12 protein-coding genes are annotated in these 16,940 nt (G+C 56.9%); 3 read left to right on the top strand and 9 right to left on the bottom strand.

Annotated elements, in window-relative coordinates:
• Window positions 1–3: 3 nt before the first annotated feature.
• Window positions 4–1,242 (bottom strand): glycosyltransferase, encoded by a 1,239-nt coding sequence (locus GG681_RS06470; protein WP_153546313.1) that lies wholly within the window; start codon window positions 1,240–1,242, stop codon window positions 4–6.
• Entirely contained in the window at window positions 1,243–2,466 is a 1,224-nt protein-coding gene (locus GG681_RS06465; protein WP_235899774.1) for a glycosyltransferase family protein, read from the bottom strand.
• Window positions 2,467–2,856: 390 nt separating this feature from the next.
• Between GG681_RS06465 and GG681_RS06460 the strand changes: the two genes are divergently transcribed.
• Window positions 2,857–5,166: a mechanosensitive ion channel family protein gene (locus GG681_RS06460; protein ID WP_153546311.1), complete on the top strand. Its 2,310-nt coding sequence runs from the start codon at window positions 2,857–2,859 to the stop codon at window positions 5,164–5,166.
• Window positions 5,167–5,228: 62 nt separating this feature from the next.
• Here GG681_RS06460 and GG681_RS06455 read toward each other — a convergent pair whose 3' ends face one another.
• The 6 genes from GG681_RS06455 to GG681_RS06430 all read right to left on the bottom strand — a co-directional run bounded on the left by GG681_RS06455 (window position 5,229) and on the right by GG681_RS06430 (window position 13,174).
• Window positions 5,229–6,578 carry a CoA transferase gene (locus tag GG681_RS06455; protein ID WP_153546309.1) on the bottom strand — a complete coding sequence of 450 codons (1,350 nt, stop codon included), beginning with the start codon at window positions 6,576–6,578 and terminating at the stop codon, window positions 5,229–5,231.
• Window positions 6,575–7,738, bottom strand: coding sequence for an ABC transporter permease (locus tag GG681_RS06450; protein ID WP_153546306.1), 1,164 nt, complete (start codon window positions 7,736–7,738; stop codon window positions 6,575–6,577). Before GG681_RS06450 ends, GG681_RS06455 begins: the two co-directional genes overlap by 4 nt.
• Window positions 7,735–8,763, bottom strand: coding sequence for an ABC transporter permease (locus tag GG681_RS06445; RefSeq protein ID WP_153546304.1), 1,029 nt, complete (start codon window positions 8,761–8,763; stop codon window positions 7,735–7,737). Before GG681_RS06445 ends, GG681_RS06450 begins: the two co-directional genes overlap by 4 nt.
• Window positions 8,763–10,682: an ABC transporter substrate-binding protein gene (locus GG681_RS06440; RefSeq protein WP_153546302.1), complete on the bottom strand. Its 1,920-nt coding sequence runs from the start codon at window positions 10,680–10,682 to the stop codon at window positions 8,763–8,765. The genes GG681_RS06445 and GG681_RS06440 overlap by 1 nt, the downstream gene beginning before the upstream one ends.
• On the bottom strand, window positions 10,675–12,447 hold the full coding sequence (locus GG681_RS06435) for an ABC transporter ATP-binding protein (protein WP_153546299.1): 1,773 nt from the start codon (window positions 12,445–12,447) through the stop codon (window positions 10,675–10,677). The genes GG681_RS06440 and GG681_RS06435 overlap by 8 nt, the downstream gene beginning before the upstream one ends.
• A 349-nt stretch (window positions 12,448–12,796) precedes the next feature.
• Complete coding sequence (locus GG681_RS06430; RefSeq protein ID WP_194287147.1) at window positions 12,797–13,174, bottom strand: DUF3307 domain-containing protein; 378 nt, start codon at window positions 13,172–13,174, stop codon at window positions 12,797–12,799.
• A gap of 47 nt (window positions 13,175–13,221) precedes the next feature.
• On the opposite strand from GG681_RS06430, the gene GG681_RS17675 reads away from it, so the two are divergent.
• Both GG681_RS17675 and GG681_RS06425 read left to right on the top strand, forming a co-directional pair.
• Window positions 13,222–13,503, top strand: coding sequence for a hypothetical protein (locus GG681_RS17675; RefSeq protein ID WP_194287163.1), 282 nt, complete (start codon window positions 13,222–13,224; stop codon window positions 13,501–13,503).
• Window positions 13,400–16,384, top strand: a complete 2,985-nt coding sequence (locus GG681_RS06425) for an ABC transporter transmembrane domain-containing protein (protein ID WP_408057660.1) — start codon at window positions 13,400–13,402, stop codon at window positions 16,382–16,384. Before GG681_RS17675 ends, GG681_RS06425 begins: the two co-directional genes overlap by 104 nt.
• A 10-nt stretch (window positions 16,385–16,394) precedes the next feature.
• Here the strand turns inward: GG681_RS06425 and GG681_RS06420 are convergent, their stop codons facing one another.
• A complete protein-coding gene (locus tag GG681_RS06420; protein ID WP_235899770.1) occupies window positions 16,395–16,751 on the bottom strand; it encodes an ArsR/SmtB family transcription factor in 357 nt (118 codons plus the stop codon).
• Window positions 16,752–16,940: the final 189 nt, after the last annotated feature.

Below are 16,940 nucleotides of genomic sequence, written 5' to 3'. Positions count from 1 at the left end.
GGCTTAGTCACCTTTGAGCATGGCATCGATATGCGCTTTCAGTCGGATGATGCCGGGCATCATGCCAAAATCATGGCGCAAGCGCGCAAGTGCGGCCTCGGCGCGTTCTGCGGTTTCTGTCGGTGTGGCGGCAATTTCGCTGATCGCTTGCGCCAGATCACCGGGCACATCCGAGCTGAGGATACCATGGGTGCCGCTGTCGATGAATTCAGGGATCGCCGACACAGGCGTCGACAGGATCGGCAGCCGTTGCGATGCCGCCTCCATCAACACATTGGGCAAGCCGTCGCGGTCCCCATCTGCTGCAACGCGGCTGGGCAGAACAAAAAGATCGCTTGCGCGCATTTCTTCAATCACCTCGGGCTGATCGCAGGGGCCACGCCAGGTGATGCGATCTGCGATGCCAGCCTCAGTCGCCTGCGCCTGTAGTTTTTCCCCCAAGGCGCCGCCGCCGATATGGGTGAAATGCCAATCAAGATCAGCAGGCAACAGCGCCAGTGCAGCAATCAGATTGTCAAAGCCCTTCTTTTCCACCAAACGGCCAACCGACATCATTTTCAGCGGATCATTTGCCGCGCGCCAGGTGCGTTCAGGTGGTTTGGGAAAGCGGGTGAGATCAAGCCCGTGGTAGATCAGATCCACGGGGGTACCGCTCGACATTTCCTGCAGGTGTTTTGCACCAAATGCGGTGCAGGTGGCGCCAAAGTGCGCGCCGTGATGCTCCGAGGAGAGTTTTTCCGAGATTTCCCAATCCGGTGAGGTCCAGATGTCTTTGGCGTGGGCCGCAAAGCTCCAGGGCATACCGCGCATAATGGCGGCGTAGCGGGCGACAGAAGATGGTGTGTGCAAGAAGTGCGAATACATGCCTAGTACTGCATCGGGCATTTCAGCCGCCAGCACACAGGCCTGACCAAAGCGGCGGATGCGGTTGGTGGTTGGATCACGGCGCAGATCCGCGCGCCAGATTTTATAGGCCTCGCTGTATCCGGGCAGTTTCTGCGCGATGTCACGCGCGGCCCAGACCCGTTCTGGTTCTTGGTACAGATATTCCGGCAGGTAGTTCACCTTGGCCTGCAGGCGGTCATGCAGCGGGTGGCGTTTGATGTCGGTGGGGTGGCGCAGCGACCAGATCTCAAAATCAACCCCAAGCTCTTCGAGGGCAACAAGTTCCTGAGCGATAAAGGTTTCCGACAGACGCGGCCAGCCTTTGACCAGGATGGCAAGAGGAGAAGAAGACGACATTCAGGTGCCTTTGGCGCTGGTATTCAAAAGAGAGGTGATGCGGGTGGTGACATATTCAAGCCCATCCAAGAGCCCCTCGCAATGGCCTGCGGCCGAGGGGGGTGATTGGATTTCAAGCGCGTGAATGGCGTCGATCATGGCAGCTGGGGTCAGGCCGTTTTTGGTTTCATCCAGCATGGAGACAAGGCCAAGCTCTGCGGCGCGGCTGGCGCGGATCCATTGTTCCAAGCGCGGCGTGGTGCGCGGCACAATGACTGCCGGTTTGTCAAACGAGAGCACCTCGCAGAACGTATTGTAGCCGCCCATGCAGACAACGCCCTGCGCACCTGCAAACAGGGTTTCGATCTGGCTTTCAAACCCCACGGCGGTCACACGCCCATTCAGACGCGCAACTCGGTTTTCGAACTCTTCGCGGGTATCGCCCGATAGAAACGGCCCGTAGACCAAAATGGCGCGCGGGCTGAGTTTGGGATCCCGTTCATAGGCTGTCAGCACAAGGTCCACCATTGTGGCCCCATCGCCACCGCCGCCGGGGGTGATCAGCACATAGGGCTGTTCCGGTGGTGGGCCGACCTCGCCAAGGTCGCGGCGCAGATAGCCGGTCCAATGCATACGGTCATGGGTGGCCGTGCTGAGCGGCAAGCCCTGCGTTGGATCATAGATTGAGCGCGGGCCATAGACCCAGATTTCATCATAAAAGGACTCTGTTGCGCGGATGGCGTCTTTGCGCGCCCACTCGGTCGCGAGAACTTCGGGCTCATCCAGCACGTCGCGCAGGCCCAGAACCAGTTTGGTATGACCTTCGGCACGTAGTTTTTCCAGGCTTGGCAACAGCTCACCGCGAAAGCCGCAGGGTTCCTTGTCAACGATCAGGACGTCAGGTGCGTAGCTTTCAACCGTTGAAAGAATAAGGTTTGCCCGCAGCTGAGTGGTCTCTTCGATATCCATACCCATGGTGCGCGAGGCATAGCTGCCATCAGAGCGTTTGATCACACCGGGCAGGCGCAAGTGATCCACGCGGGTCGGAAAGGTAAAACGCCCGGCCACGGGGGATCCCGTCAGGATCAGGGCAGAAGCATTGGGATTGGCGGCGGTGATGGCTTCGGCCAATGCGCGCGAGCGCCGGAGGTGGCCCAGGCCAAAGGTGTCGTGACTATAAAGCATCACCCGCGGGCCGCGGGGCTGGCTTTCGGCTGGGGGCTGCGAGGAGCGTCCTGGCGTCATTGCGCTGTCCTTATACCAAGAAGAACCAGCGATAGCGAATGATGGTCTGTTGAGGGTCTGACCTGTGTTGAAACATCCGCGTGATAATCCCGCTTATGGGCCATCTACTGTCTCAATCCCGCTGTGCGCGCGTGATGCGCTTATTCTACCTATTGTCCGGGCAAGGCACGTTTTTGCGTCGCGTTTCCCGGGGCTCGTTACGTCTGCGTTTGCGCGCTGTACCTCTAAGCAGTTACACGCCTTTTCTTCCGAAAATCCATAGCGATTATAGGGATGTGATGCAATCAGACAAAGAATAGATCCAATCGGCAAGCAATTGGGCAATAGCGTTTGCATCGCCTGCTGCCTAATATGGGAAAAATTCTGGTTCGAATATCCTTTGGGGGTGCAATGGACGGCGTGTTTCGGGTGTTTTCAGCGCTTTTGTGTGTTCTGTGTCTGACGTGTGCAGCGCAGGCGCAAATTTTTTCTGGTAGCACAGCTGATGAAAGTGAGCTGACCCAGGCGATCGAGCAGGCCGTTGAAAGCGGTGTTGGCGTTATAGTGATTGACCCGTCGGGACGTATGATGGGGGCTGAGGCCGCCAAAGACGACGGGCCGGTGATGGCCAGCGATGGTCCTTCGGCGCTGATGCAGACCCAGACCAAATTGGACGGGTTTCGCCTGGCGCTTGCCAGCCGCCTAGAAGCCCTGCCTTATTCGCTGTTTGAATTCCGCTACATCCTGCGTGAAACCAGCCCCGATGGGCGTATCATGAAATACGTTGAGGTGCTGGGCGCGCTGGTTGTGCTGTTGCTGGTCGGGCGGTGGCTGTCGACCGAGATTTACGGCAAGCGCTTTGCCAGGAAGTTTGTGGTCTCGCGCGTAAAAGAGCTGCCAAAGGGCTATGTGGAGAAAATGCCCTTTCTGGTGATGCGCTTTTTTGCAGGCGTTGTTGGCACGATCTTTGCAATGATCTTTGCTGAGCTGATTGCGCTGACCTTTTTTGGCCGTTCCGAGGATCAATCGATCCAATTCACAGTGATTGCCATTTTTACTGCGTTTTTCCTATCGCGCACCGCCTCGGATCTGTGGCGCATGGTGTTGTCACCATTTCTCAGCCAGTACCGCATTCCAATCCTGTCTGACCGCGATGCGACGCGGCTTTATTACTGGGCGTCGGCGCTGGCTACCTATGACATCTGCACCGTGATGTTTGCCACCTGGGTTGGTGATTTTGGCCTGAACTACAATGTCTACGCGCTGAGCTATGGAATATTGGCACTGGTGGGGACGCTGGGCAATCTGGTGATGGTGCTGGTCAACCGGCGGGCAATTACCAACGCAATCCGCGCGGGCAAGGCTGCGATGGAGTGTTCCTGGATGGTGCGCTTGCTGTCGCGCGCCTGGGCGCCGGTTGTGATGGCCTATATGGTCTTTGGCTGGTTTGAACTGGCGGGGGATCTGGTGCTTGAACACCATGTGTCAATCCCACTGATGGCGGGCACCTATATGGTGCTGGTGTCGATGCTGGTGGTCTATGGTGCGATCAACTATGGCATTGAGCGCTATTTCGAACGCCGCGCCCTGAAAATGCCGCCAATGATGGACGATGAGGATGGGGACCCCGAGGATTGCGATGAAGAGATGCTGCCACCGCGCCATCCGATCGCAACCTTTGAAGACCTTGCGCGCCGGGTGGCCGGGCTGCTGGCGCTGGTTGTTGGTATCATTGCGCTGATCTTTGTCTGGAGCCCGGATCGCAGCTGGCTGTCTGGTGCGATGGCGAGCAATGCGCTGGATGTCGTGGTGATCCTTTTTATTGGCTATATCATCTACCATCTGTTCCGCATCTGGATCGACAGCAAGATCGAAGAAGAGACCAGTGATATGCCGCAAGGTGAGCTGGGTGATGAAGGCGGCGCGGGTGGGGCCAGCCGTCTCGCCACGCTTTTGCCGCTGTTTCGAGGCGCGATCCTTGCTGTGGTGGTGGTGTCGATCATCCTCATTATCCTGCTGGAACTTGGCATCAACGTAAGCCCCTTGTTTGCGGGCGCTGGCGTGGTTGGTCTGGCGGTTGGATTTGGCGCACAGACCTTGGTGCGCGACATCTTTTCGGGCGCGTTTTACCTGCTGGATGATGCGTTTCGCAAAGGCGAATACATCGACATTGGTGATGTGAAGGGCACAGTCGAAAAGATCTCGGTGCGTTCGTTCCAGCTGCGTCACCATCTGGGGGCGCTGCATACTATTCCGTTTGGCGAAATCAAGGTGCTGTCCAACTATTCCCGCGATTGGGTGATGATGAAACTGCCCTTGCGCGTGACCTATGACACCGACGTGGAAAAAGTGCGCAAACTGATCAAGAAGCTGGGGCTAAGGTTGCTGGAAGATCCTGAGATCGGTGAGAATTTCATTCAGCCGCTGAAATCGCAGGGTGTGATCGAAATGCAGGATTCTGCCATGATCATCCGGGTGAAATTCATGACAAAACCCGGCGATCAATGGGTCATCCGCAAACGTGTGTTCCATGAGATCCGCGAATTGTTTGAACGCGAAGGCATCCGCTTTGCTCATCGTGAGGTCACCGTGCGTTTGGCACCGGATCAAGCGGAGAACATGAGTGATGAACAGCGCAAACAGGCGGCGGTGGGCGCAGTGCAGGCCGCCGTGGATGAAGAGCTGTTGGATGTAAACGGCGGGGCAGACCGGGAGGAATAACCCGCCCTATGCTTACCCTTGCCATGGCAACGTGGCGGGGGGGGCACATCGGTTTGGCTCGATCAGCGTAGTTCGGGCTGCCATTTTGGTGCATCGCTGCCGGATTGTCGCGCTGGGCGCGCCCATTGGAGCGAGGTTTCCCCAACAAAGAGGGGGGATTTCAACCGGTGGCCCGGCCCCCACGCGCTTTGTTCCAGGGTGGTGCTGAAATCGGCGTCGTCTGGTGCGGCCAGCGGTGCCTGGTCACTGTTCACCGGCAGCTGCTGCAATGACAGCGCCGTGCGTGCAAGCGACAGATGTGCATTTGCAACGGGCAGGCCCTTGGCCGCTGTGTTGAGCGCCGAAAGAACGGCCGCGGCCATCAGAAAGCCGGTTGCATGATCCAGCGCCTGATAGGGCAGCGGATGCGGCGTGTCTGTTTTGGCCCAGCGTTGGCCCGCTTCGGCAATGCCTGTGCTCAGCTGGACCAGACTGTCAAACCCGCGCCGCTGCGCCCAGGGGCCGCTCCAGCCATAGGCGTTTAATGTGACCTCAATCCGGTTTGCTGCGTGTGTGTCACGGGTCTGAAGGTCAAACCCCAATCCATCCAGCGCGCCGGGGCGATAGCCATGAACCACCACATCCGCATGTTCCATCAGCTCTGCGAGCCTGTCACGACCCGCAATGGATTTCAGATCCAGCGTGGCCATCCGTTTGCCAAGGGCAATATCTTGCAAGACGCCCGGCTCATCCCAACCCGGTGGATCAATGCGCAGCACCTCTGCGCCAAGGCCTGCCAAAGTGCGGCTGGCAACAGGTCCTGCCAGAACCCGTGTGAGATCAAGAACGCGCAGCCCTTTTAAGGGTTGAACTGGCGTCGCCTCAGGGCGGGTGCGCAGGGTGATCTTGCGTGGGTTCTGCCATGCAATGAGCGGCTCTTGCGCAAGTGCGTGACCCTGTGGGTGGTTGAGCCACTCAGCACTGCTGCGCAAGGTGGCGGCAACCCCGCCTGCAGCGTGGATTTCCGCTTCCAGCCTATCCGCATCCCATGTGGCGACTGCAGCGCTGACCGCAGCTTTGCTGGCCGCGCAGCCAAGCACCAAAAGGGCGGCCTGTTTGTGGTGGGGGAGGTTTGTGTGCAGCCGGATCCAGCCATCTTTGCTTTGATAGATACCAGCGATGTCATCCCAGGGATTGGGAAGTTCCCAGCCAGAGGGGCGGAAACTGTATTTGAACCAATGGTTGGCCAGCGGGCGATCCACTGTGACGGGTGCGGGTTTTGCGCCAAGCCTTTGCAAAAGCGCAGCCAGTTCCAGCCCAACCGCACCAATGGAGAGGCAGGCAAGATCGCTGACCGCAAAAGCGCTGGCAGCATTGCCGCGCCCCCTGATTTGAAGCTGGTCTAAATCGGGGAGGGCGGTGATCAAAGTCATTGCTGATACGGGTCCAAACTGTCGCGCAGGCCATCGCCAAGAAAGTTAAACGCCAAAACCACAATTACAATGGGCAGCATCGGAATTGCGGTCCAGGGATAGATTTCGATACTGGCAAGGTTTTGTGCATCATTGAGCATCACCCCCCAGCTGACCGCAGGCGCACGCAGGCCAAGGCCAAGGTACGACAATGCGGTTTCGCCAAGGATCATGGCCGGGATCGACAGCGCGGCCGAGGCAATCAGATGGCTGATGAAATTGGGCAGCAGGTGTTTGCGGATCACCCGGCCAGAGCTTGCCCCCATCATTTCTGCGGCGCGGACATATTCTTCCTCGCGCAGCGACAGGAATTTGGCCCGTACCGAACGGGCAAGGCCGGGCCAATCCAGCAGTCCCAAGATGATCGAGATGACAAAAAACACCGAAACCGGCGACCAGTAGGAAGGCACCGCAGCAGAGAGCGCGAGCCAAAGCGGCAGCTCAGGCAGGGAGCGCAGAACCTCAATCAGGCGGTTGATGCTCCAGTCCAAGGGGCCGCCGAAATAACCTGCAAGTGAGCCAAAGAAAATTCCCAGCACAAAGGACACGGTGATGCCGATCAACCCCACGGTCAGCGACAGCTGCGCGCCATAAAGGATGCGGCTGAACACATCGCGCCCCAATCGGTCAGAGCCCAGCAAAAAGAAGGGCACAACCTCTTCGTCATAGACCTCGGGTGGGCAAAACAGATGGGTGTCGGCAGGGATCAGCCCGGCGATCTTATAGCTTGCACCTTCGCAGAGAAACCGCAGCTTGCGCGGGTTCTCCAGATCCGGAATGAACTCCCATTGGAAGGTCTCCAGATTGGCCTCAGAGGTCATCGGATAGACAAAGGGGCCAAGAAACTGCCCGTCGTGGAAGAAATGCACGCCTTGTGGGGGCGAATACAGATGTTCCGAGTGGCGTTCATTTGGGCTGTAGGGCGCGATAAAGCCAATGAAAGGCAGGCTCAGATAGCAAAACAGCAAAAACGCGCCAGAGATCAGGCCAAGGCGGTGGGTGCGGAATTTACGCCAGACCAGCAGCCAGTTGGGGGCATCTAGGTCTGTGCGCTCTATCTCGGTGAGGTCTGGCTCATAAGGAGCATCGCTGACGTAGTGATCATCGCGCATCTGGGTCATGATTTGCGCCCCTCATAGCGAATGCGTGGATCAAGCAGCACCAGCAAAACATCGGAAACCATGGTGCCGATCAATGTCAGCAGCGCCACAAACATCAAGACAAAGGCCGAGAGGAACATATCTTGTGATTTCAGCGCCTGCAGCAGATCAGGGCCAATGGTCTGCAGCCCCAATACAACCGATACCAGTACCGATCCGGAGACCATCGAGGGCAAGAGGTTGCCGATGTCGGCGACAAACGGGTTAAAAGCCACCCGAAGCGGGTATTTCATCAACATACGGCGCGGCGGCATGCCTTTGGCGGTGGCGGTTTCCACATAGGGTTTGCCAAGCTCATCCAGCATATTGGCGCGCAGGCGCTGCATCATGGCCGATGCACCCGAGGTGCCGATGACAAATGTGGGTACGATCAGATGCAACAGGATTGATTTCACCTTGTCCCACGACATTGGCGCATCTTGGTAGATCGGATCCATCAGGCCGCCAATTGGCAGGTCCAGGTGTTTATGGCCGTAATAAAACAGGATCAGCGCCAAAAGGAAGTTCGGTGTCGCAAGGCCAAGATAGCCGACAAAAGCAGAGGTGTAATCGACCCAGCTGCGCGCGCGCGCCGCCGCCAGAACCCCAAGCGGCAGCGCAACCAGATAGACAAACAGCACCGCAGCGAGATTGACCATCACGGTCATCCACAGACTGTCACCAACAATTTCCGCAACGGGCGCGTCAAATTCAAAGGACCAGCCAAAATTGCCCTGAATGAGCCCCGAAAACCCATGTGGCCCGGGCATGAAGCCAGCCCAGATCAGATATTGCTGCCATAGGGGACGGTCGAGCGCATATTCCTTGCGCAGAAATTCGGCCTTGGCGACGCCCGATGACTGACCAGAAGCCTGCAGTTCCGCAATCTGGTTGGACAGGTAGTCGCCAGGGGGCAGGTTGATGATGATAAAGATCAGGATCGACACCACCCACAATGTGAGCAGCATGGTGGCGAACCGATAGAGTGCGTAGCGCAAAATTTGCATCAGCCGTCGCCACCTTCAAAAAAGAACTCATCCATGCGGTGCACACCAAAATGCGCGCCGGGATCCCAGGCCCAAATGGCATGCTCAGGTATGTTTCGCAGCTTGCGATTGATCACGACGGGCTGCGGCGCACCTGACACAAGGCCAATGCCATAGACTTGTTTCGCGTGAATCTGCAGCATCTCGCGCCAGATTGTGCTGCGTTCGGTTTCAGTGGTGGCATTGTTCCACTGCTGCATCAGCACCAACAACCGCTGCGCCTCGGGCTGATCCGGAGCCTGGCCAACCTGGCCGCTGGTCTGGAAATACTGCCCCCATTTGGGCCAGGCCAAAAAGGTCTGATCTGTTGGGGCCAGATAGATCGGGGAAGTCTGTGGCCCTGGAATGCCATTGTCCCAGCCATACCAGACCGAGGCCATAGTGGTGCCGGAAAACACCCGGTTGCGCAGGATATCGCGGTCCAGCGGGCGCAGGATCAGTTTTACCCCGATGTCATTCCAGTCATCCGTGATGATTTGCAGCGCGTTTTCCACCTCTTGGCGTTCGCCTGCGGTTTCCACCACCAGCTGCATCTGGCGCCCATCTGGCAGGTAGCGAATACCATAGGCGTCTTTTTTGCCAAGCCCTGCTTCATCAAGGAGCGCATTGGCCAGATCCGGGTCAAATTCAGCCCAGGCGCTGCGCAGCTGCTCTTTGAAAAACGGGCTTTGTTCCAACACGGTCATTGCGCCGGGGGTGCCCAGTTTGAAATAGAGCGCTTTGTTGATCGCCCGTCTGTTGATCGCCAGCGACAGCGCCCGGCGCACCCGCACATCGCGCAGCACCGCGCGCCAGACCGGATCAGCCACATTGAGATTGGGGTAGATGGCAATTTGTGACGCGGTGCCGCTTTTCCACAGAACGGCGCGGTAGTTGCCGCCTTCGTTTTCGCCTTTGCGCAGGATTGGAATATCGCGGAAATCAAGCCCACGCGCTTGCAGGTCTGCTTCGCCTGCATTTGATTTGGCGGCGATCAGCCCGCCAGAAACGATCTCCATCTCTACCGTGTCGATATAGGGCAGCTGCATGCCGCGGCTGTCGACCCGGTGATAATAGGGGTTGCGCACGAATTGATGGCGGATCTTTTTGCCGGATGTTGCGTTCATCCAGGGCTGCAGCGTCGGAAGCTCGTGGTTGTCGAACTTATACATATTGTCGAGCTTGTTGTGCAGCGCGGCCCATGATTTGACCCGAGCGTAGGAGACTTCTTCCTGTAGGGCTTCGGCTGAGGTGAAATCAGCATGAAACCGTTTCAGGTATTTCGATGGGCGATAGATGAAAGGGGGGCGCGCTTTGGCTAGTTCCTGCAGAAAATTTGGATTGGGAACCGACCATTCATAGATGACCGTGGTGTCATCGGGAAAGCTGACAGTGGGAAGAAGGCCATCCACACGTAGAAAATCTGGTGGACCTGCCGGGCTTAGCAGTGGGTTGTTGGCAACATCATCCCACCAGTAGCGGAAATCTTCTGCTGTGAACGGGCTGCCGTCTGACCATTTGTGACCGGGGCGCAGACGTAGGGTGAATTTGCGATTGTTCTCATTGTCTACCGCCAGCAGCAAATCAGGCGTGAGATTGTAGCTGTGATCATATCCCACAAGCCGCGCATAGCCATAGACCACCATCTGGCGGATATCCTTGGAGCGGCTGATCATTGTGTTGAGGGTGCCGCCATATTCGCCAAACGTGCGCCCTTTGGCTGCAAGATCCACAACCAGCGGCGTTTCAGGCAGGCGTTCTGTCACCGGGGGCAGGTGTTTTGCCTCAACCTCGGAAAGCCAGAAACTGCTTTCTTGAAAAGTTGGTTGGGCTTGGCCCGGATGCGCCAGCAATGCCGTGCTTGTGGCAGTAAACAGAAGAATTTGTAAGGCCTTAAGCATGAAACCTCACCTTATGTCCGTCTTCGACCTGGACCAAGGGCGGTGCATCAAAACCTGTGAACCGATAGGGTTCAGGCCAGTCCTGCGCGCGGCCTGCGCCTTGTGCAACCAGCTTCAGATTGATCGGTCTGGCAATATCGGGTTCTGGCTGGGCGGCAATTAGCGCCTTGGTGTAGGGATGTTGAGGATTGTAAAATAATGTCGCGGGTGGGGCCTGTTCGACCACCAATCCACGTCGCATTACTGCAACTTCATCAGCGATGCGCGCCACTACGGCTAGATCGTGACTGATGAAAAGATAAGACAGATTGCGCTTTTCGCGGATCTCTTCGAGCAGGTTGAGGATCTGCTCCTGCACGGAGACATCCAACGCCGAGGTCGGCTCATCACAGACAAGCAGCGCCGGATCGAGCATCAATGCGCGCGCGATCGAAAGACGTTGGCGTTGACCGCCTGAAAAGGCATGTGGATAACGCAACAGCATTTCTGGGCTTAGCCCCACCAGACGCAACATTTCCTTGGCTTTGGCGCGGCGCTCGGCCTTGGTGCCGATGCCGTGGATTTCCAAGGGTTCGGTCAATGTGTCCTGAATGCGCATGCGAGGGCTGAGCGAAGAATAGGGATCTTGAAACACCATCTGCGCCCGGTGCTGAAACTTGAGCCGGGTGTTGGCATCCATATCGTGGACCGAAATCGGCGCCTCATCGGGTGTTGCCCGGAAAAGAACCTCGCCGCCGACATCGGGTTGCTCGGCACCCAGGGCAATGCGGGCGGCTGTGGTTTTGCCAGAGCCGCTTTCGCCCACAATCGCAAGGGTTTTGCCACGCGGCAGCGAAAGATCAATGCCGCGGCAGGCATGCACCATTTGCGCCGGAGCCCAGGCTTTGCCTGCGCGCAGGCGATAAGTTTTGCTGACGGCGCGCATATCAAGAATGAGATCATCTCGCGCGGGCGGCGGTACCGGGCAGGGATGGTCGGGTATACAAGGTGCCGCATGGATCAACGCCTTGGTATAGGCATGTTTGGGCGCTTGCAGCAGCGGTTTTGCTGCACCGGCCTCCATCACCTTGCCCTTGTGCATCACCACAACCTTTTCAGCCATATTGGCCACTACGCCCAGATCATGTGTCACAAGGATCAAGGCCATGCCGGTCTGGCGCTGCAGGTCTTTCATCAGGCCAAGCACCTGCGCCTGCGTGGTTACATCCAGCGCGGTTGTGGGCTCATCCGCGATCATGAGTTTGGGGCGGGCAACCACGGCCATCGCAATCATCGCGCGCTGGCGCATACCGCCAGAAAGTTCAAACGGGTAGGAGCGAAAGGTGCGCTCGGGATCGGGGAAGCCGACCTGTTCAAACACTTCAAGCACCTGTTTCTGCGCGGCTTTACCCTTGGCGGTGCCATGAAGGTGTAAAACCTCGCTGACCTGATTGCCAATGCGGTGCAGCGGCGACAGGGAGCGCATCGGCTCTTGGAATACCATCGACACCTGATTGCCACGAATGTCACGCATCTTGCGATCACTGAGCTGGGCGAGATCGAGCTGTTTTCCATCGGAGTTGAGCAGGATACGCCCCGAAGACAGCGTGGCGGCACGGGGCAGAATGCGCAATGCAGCGCGGCAGGTCAGGGTCTTGCCTGATCCGCTTTCGCCCACGAGGGCAAGCGTCTCTCCGGCGTTTATGGCAAAGCTGACATCGTCAACAACGGGAGGCGCGCCTCCAAAGGAAATGGAGAGATTTTCAACCGAGAGCAAAGGTGTCATTGAGGCACAGACCTATAACGCCGAGGGCACGAGACGTAACGTGCGATGGAGTTCACTGACATTTTTACCCTATCGTGTACTGGGTGCTTTCCACACCTTATGGTTTATATCCAGCGCTGGTTGTTGGCTCAGCTCCAGCGGAGATAAGCAAATCCTGATGCAGTCCAGGCTATGATCACTGCTTAGCGTTAAGTTATTAGTACATATTTTCAACAGTTTTGTCGCAGCTGCAGCGTGGATTGGCCGCATCTTGAATGTCATAGTTGCTGAGATGCATGTTAGTGCAACTCATGCGTGATTTAAAAGGTATTTTAAAGTGTAGTTGAAATGTAGCTTTGTGCTGGGGGCGTTAGCTCAGCACAAAGGCACACCAGCCCCAGCCCAACAACAGATAGGTGATTTGATGCAGCGCCTGATCTGCACCCATTGCCCACCAGAACAAAGCCTGGGTTGGCGTCAGGGCCTTGCGTTCGCTGTAGCAGGCTTTGCCGTAATCAATGTGAAAATGCACGATCCATTCAAGGATACAGACAGCAATCAGAAAACCCCAAGGCGCAGACAGTACCGCCAAGACCAGGGCGGTGCCAACGATATGGACGCCTGCGTGTTGCGCGCGCCCAACATGGAGATACACGCCACGTCCTGACAGCATGCGAGGTGTCTGCAAGAAAAAGTCCGCAAACATATGTTTCACCTGCAATAGGAGAAGCAAAAGTAGCAGAGACATAGTATGGTCTGACAAGAGGGTGTCCTTTTGGCGAGCAGCACGTCTGAATGGACTTTACGTATTTTGCCAGCTTTGGCAAATACTGCAGTTTGCGCAAACAGTTTAATCACGTAATCCTCATCTTTCGTGTCGTGCTCTTGGCGCGGGCACCTTGCGAGGTTAAATCTGGTGCAGCAACACCGGCGGCTTGGAGAAAAAGCTATAGAACGCTCTCTTTTTCGGTTCATTTGGAAAAACTCCAAGCGCGACCAGCTGGTGTTGCTGGCGGTTACCTCCTGTTTGTTTCCTTTGCTTTATCTGACGCTGGAGTTGCCCAAGCGCATCATTAACGATGCCATCGGGGCACAAAACAGTGTGATTGATGTGATGGGGTATCCGCTGTCACAACTGCATTTCCTATGGCTGCTGTGTGGCGCATTTTTGCTGTCGGTCCTGTGTCACGGTCTGCTCAAGATGCGCATCAATACGATGAAGGGTATTCTCTCTGAGCGGATGCTGCGCCGGTTCCGGTTTGATCTGATTGCACGGGTTCTGCGCTTTCCGCAGCCCTATTTTGAACGGGTGAGCCAGGGTGAACTGGTGTCGATGGTCACATCCGAAAGCGAACCGATGGGCGGTTTGATGGGGGATGCGATCAGCCAGCCGGTGCTGCAGGCCGGGCAGATGCTGACGATCTTGTATTTCCTGTTTGCGCAGAGCCTGTGGTTTGGTCTGGCAGCGGTGGCGCTCATTCCGTTGCAGGGCTGGTTGATTCCGCTGTTGCAGCGCCGCATCAATCAATTGAACAAAAAACGCATCCATCAGGTCCGTGCGCTGGCAGCCGAAATCGGCGAAAGCGCGGCGGGGGCGTCGACGTTGCGGATCAATGGTGGCTGGCGCTACCGTTTGGCGGTGGTCACTGATCGGCTCGGGCGGCTTTATGATCTGCGCCTTGAGATCTACAAGAAAAAGTTCTTCATGAAGTTTCTCAATAACTTCATCACCAATCTGACACCGTTCTTTTTCTATTCTGTTGGCGGGCTTCTGGTGCTTGAGGGTAAGGTCTCTCTTGGGGCATTGGTTGCAGCGCTTGCCGCCTACAAGGATCTGGCTTCGCCGTGGAAAGAGCTGCTGGCCTATTATAATCAGACCCAGGATATGTCGCTGCGTTGGGACGTCATTCGTGAGCGCTTTGCGCCCTCGGGCATGGTCGAGGCCAGCCTGATGGAGGGCGAGCCCGAGAAGATCTCCCATCTGAGCGGTGATGTTAAGCTACAGGATGTGAGCGTCCGTGATGCGGATGGCAATCTGGTTCTTGAGGAGCTGAATGCGGTCTTTCCGCAAGGGCAGGTCGTTGGGATTGCCGCCCCCTCCGAGGAAGACCGCCGCGCGATCGCGCAATTGCTAACGCGAGAGATCCTGCCAACGGCCGGGCGGGTCGAGATTGCCGGGCAGGATCTGCGTGGGCTGCATCAGGCGGTGGTTGCTGCGCGGATTGGCCATGCCACATCAAGGCCCGTGCTGTTTCAGGGTACCTTTGGTGACAATGTGATGATGCCGATGCGCCCCCGCCCGCAAGGCGTGGCGCGGGATCTGCGGCGTAATCAGGATGCGGTGAAAGCGGGCAATAGCGCGGATCCATTTGATACATCCTGGTTGGATCCGGGAATTGCGGGCCTGTCTGATGAAACCGAACTGCGCCAGTGGTGGCTGCAGCTGGTGGAGGGGATCGGCTCACAAACCGCGCTGTTCCGCCGTGGGGTTGAGCAACGTTTTGATTGTGAAGGCCACAGCACGCTTGCACGGCGGCTGGTGGATGTGCGTGCGCAGGTGCGGGCCGCGATCACTGACGCAGGGCTGGATGAAAGCGTTTATTTCTTTGAGCCGGACACCTACAACCCTGCGATGCCTGTGGCGGAGAACCTGCTGTTTGCCACCACGCGCGAGCCGTTTACTGAGGCGCGTTTGCAGAGCGAACAGGTTTTTCTTGATCGGTTGGAAGCCTTGGGGCTTGCAGATGATCTGATGTCTTTGACCCAGGACGTTGTTGAGATGCTGCGCCAGACCTTTGGGCTTGATGGTGCAGATCACCCGCTGTTCAGAAAACTTGGCCTTGCCCGCGAGACCTATGAAACGGCGCTCTCGCTCAGTGAACAGATCCGCAAGAATGGCGTTGCCGTCTTGGATGGGATGGAGCTGGCACCGCTGATGATCGTGCCGTTCCATATCTCGGCGGATAAAATCGGCCCGGCGTTTGGCGATGAGATGAAACAACGTATCCTGCGGTTCCGCCGGAACCACGGTGAGGATATGCGCGCGGCGCTTGCGGGGAGTTTTACTCCTTTGGCGCAGGATCGGTTTGCTCCCGGCCTGACAGTGCTTGAAAACGCGATTTATGGCAAAATCCACGATGGTGCTGGCCCCAAGGGCGAAGAAGTGCGCAAGCTGGTGTCTGAACTGTTGATCGAGAATGGCCTGCGCGACCTTGTTGTGCAGCTGATTTTTGATCTGCCGATCGCAGTGGGGGGGCAGGGGCTTCCTGCCAGTTTTGCCGAGCCGCTGGCCTTTTCGCGTGCAACCGTCAAAAAGCCGGACATCTTGATCCTGGATGATGCACTGGCCAGCTATGATCTTGAAACTAGGGTCGCAGTTCACAAGAATCTGCGCCGACTGCTGCCTTCAACCACGATGGTCTATCTATCGCCTGCGTTTGAAAACCCCAACGTATTTGACACCTATTACGAGGTGCGACAGGGACGGATGCTGAGCGACGAGCCGGAGCGTGAAGTTGTAGAGGATGGGGCCGCAAGTGCCGATCTGGCCCGCAAACTGCGCGCATTGGAGCAGACAGAGCTGTTTTCCGGATTGAACCGACGCCAGTTGCGGCTTTTGGCCTTTGGCGCGCGTTGGTTTACTGCGAATTCCGGGGATGTTGTGTTTCGCAAGGATGAACCTGCTACGGACGGTGCCTATATGATCCTTGAAGGCGAGGCCGATTTCTATGCGCCGCAGCCGGATCAAGAGGATCGGTTTGTTGTCTCTTTTGGTCCTGGCCGTCTGGTTGGAGAGCTGGGCTTGATCCGCCGTGAGCCGCGCGCGTTGACGATGGTGGCCAAGACGGATCTGACCTGTCTGCGGATCGGGGAAGAAGAGTTCATGGCTGTGGTCGAAAACGACGCGTCCACAGCCTTTAAACTATTGCAGGTTGTTGCGGGTTACGCACCAAGCTGAGCAGCGGTGTTCAGGCAACCGGAGAAATTTCGCGCTCGCTGTCTTCTGTAGCGCAGAACATTTCATGCAGCAAAACGAGGACGCGTTCTGCATTGCGATCTTTCAGGCTGTAGAAAACGGTTTTACCAGCGCGACGGGTGTGGACCATGCCTTCGTCGCGCAGGCGCGCCAGCATCTGGCTGACGGCGGCCTGACGCAACCCCAAGAGGTCTTCCAATTCGCCCACGGAACGCTCCCCGTTGACCAGATGGCACAGGATCATGAGCCGCCCTTCATGGGCAAGAGCTTTGAGAAAAGCCGCTGCTGTTGCTGCGCTGTAGGACATGTCTTCGGGAGACGTGGCGGAATTTGTGGTCGAGATATTCATAATCGTAAAGTTTTTTGCTCGTGAGGGGTCTCTGCACGCAATAATGCATAAAAAGTTGATCTTATGCCAGCCTTTTACCTCAAAGTTTCAATTCCGGCGAAATCTGCATAAATTTTATGTATCTATTTGAATTTATATAATTTAATGTGGGTGAAGCGTCAATTTTACTTTCGACCCGCGTCAAAAAGC

This window comes from Tritonibacter aquimaris, assembly GCF_009617595.1.
Taxonomy (GTDB): Bacteria; Pseudomonadota; Alphaproteobacteria; order Rhodobacterales; family Rhodobacteraceae; genus Epibacterium; species Epibacterium aquimaris.
The sequence above is the reverse complement of the archived record's forward strand: the minus strand, read 5'-3'. Positions and strand labels throughout refer to the sequence as shown.

Bases quoted from the DNA above. Each gene is read 5' to 3' on its own strand.
- GG681_RS06440 (WP_153546302.1), bottom strand. From the start codon at position 10,682: ATGCTTAAGGCCTTACAAATTCTTCTGTTTACTGCCACAAGCACGGCA.
- GG681_RS06455 (WP_153546309.1), bottom strand. From the start codon at position 6,578: ATGACTTTGATCACCGCCCTCCCCGATTTAGACCAGCTTCAAATCAGG.
- GG681_RS06445 (WP_153546304.1), bottom strand. From the start codon at position 8,763: ATGCAAATTTTGCGCTACGCACTCTATCGGTTCGCCACCATGCTGCTC.
- GG681_RS06465 (WP_235899774.1), bottom strand. From the start codon at position 2,466: ATGACGCCAGGACGCTCCTCGCAGCCCCCAGCCGAAAGCCAGCCCCGC.
- GG681_RS06435 (WP_153546299.1), bottom strand. From the start codon at position 12,447: ATGACACCTTTGCTCTCGGTTGAAAATCTCTCCATTTCCTTTGGAGGC.
- GG681_RS06420 (WP_235899770.1), bottom strand. From the start codon at position 16,751: ATGAATATCTCGACCACAAATTCCGCCACGTCTCCCGAAGACATGTCC.
- GG681_RS17675 (WP_194287163.1), top strand. From the start codon at position 13,222: ATGGACTTTACGTATTTTGCCAGCTTTGGCAAATACTGCAGTTTGCGC.
- GG681_RS06430 (WP_194287147.1), bottom strand. From the start codon at position 13,174: ATGTCTCTGCTACTTTTGCTTCTCCTATTGCAGGTGAAACATATGTTT.
- GG681_RS06460 (WP_153546311.1), top strand. From the start codon at position 2,857: ATGGACGGCGTGTTTCGGGTGTTTTCAGCGCTTTTGTGTGTTCTGTGT.
- GG681_RS06450 (WP_153546306.1), bottom strand. From the start codon at position 7,738: ATGACCCAGATGCGCGATGATCACTACGTCAGCGATGCTCCTTATGAG.
- GG681_RS06470 (WP_153546313.1), bottom strand. From the start codon at position 1,242: ATGTCGTCTTCTTCTCCTCTTGCCATCCTGGTCAAAGGCTGGCCGCGT.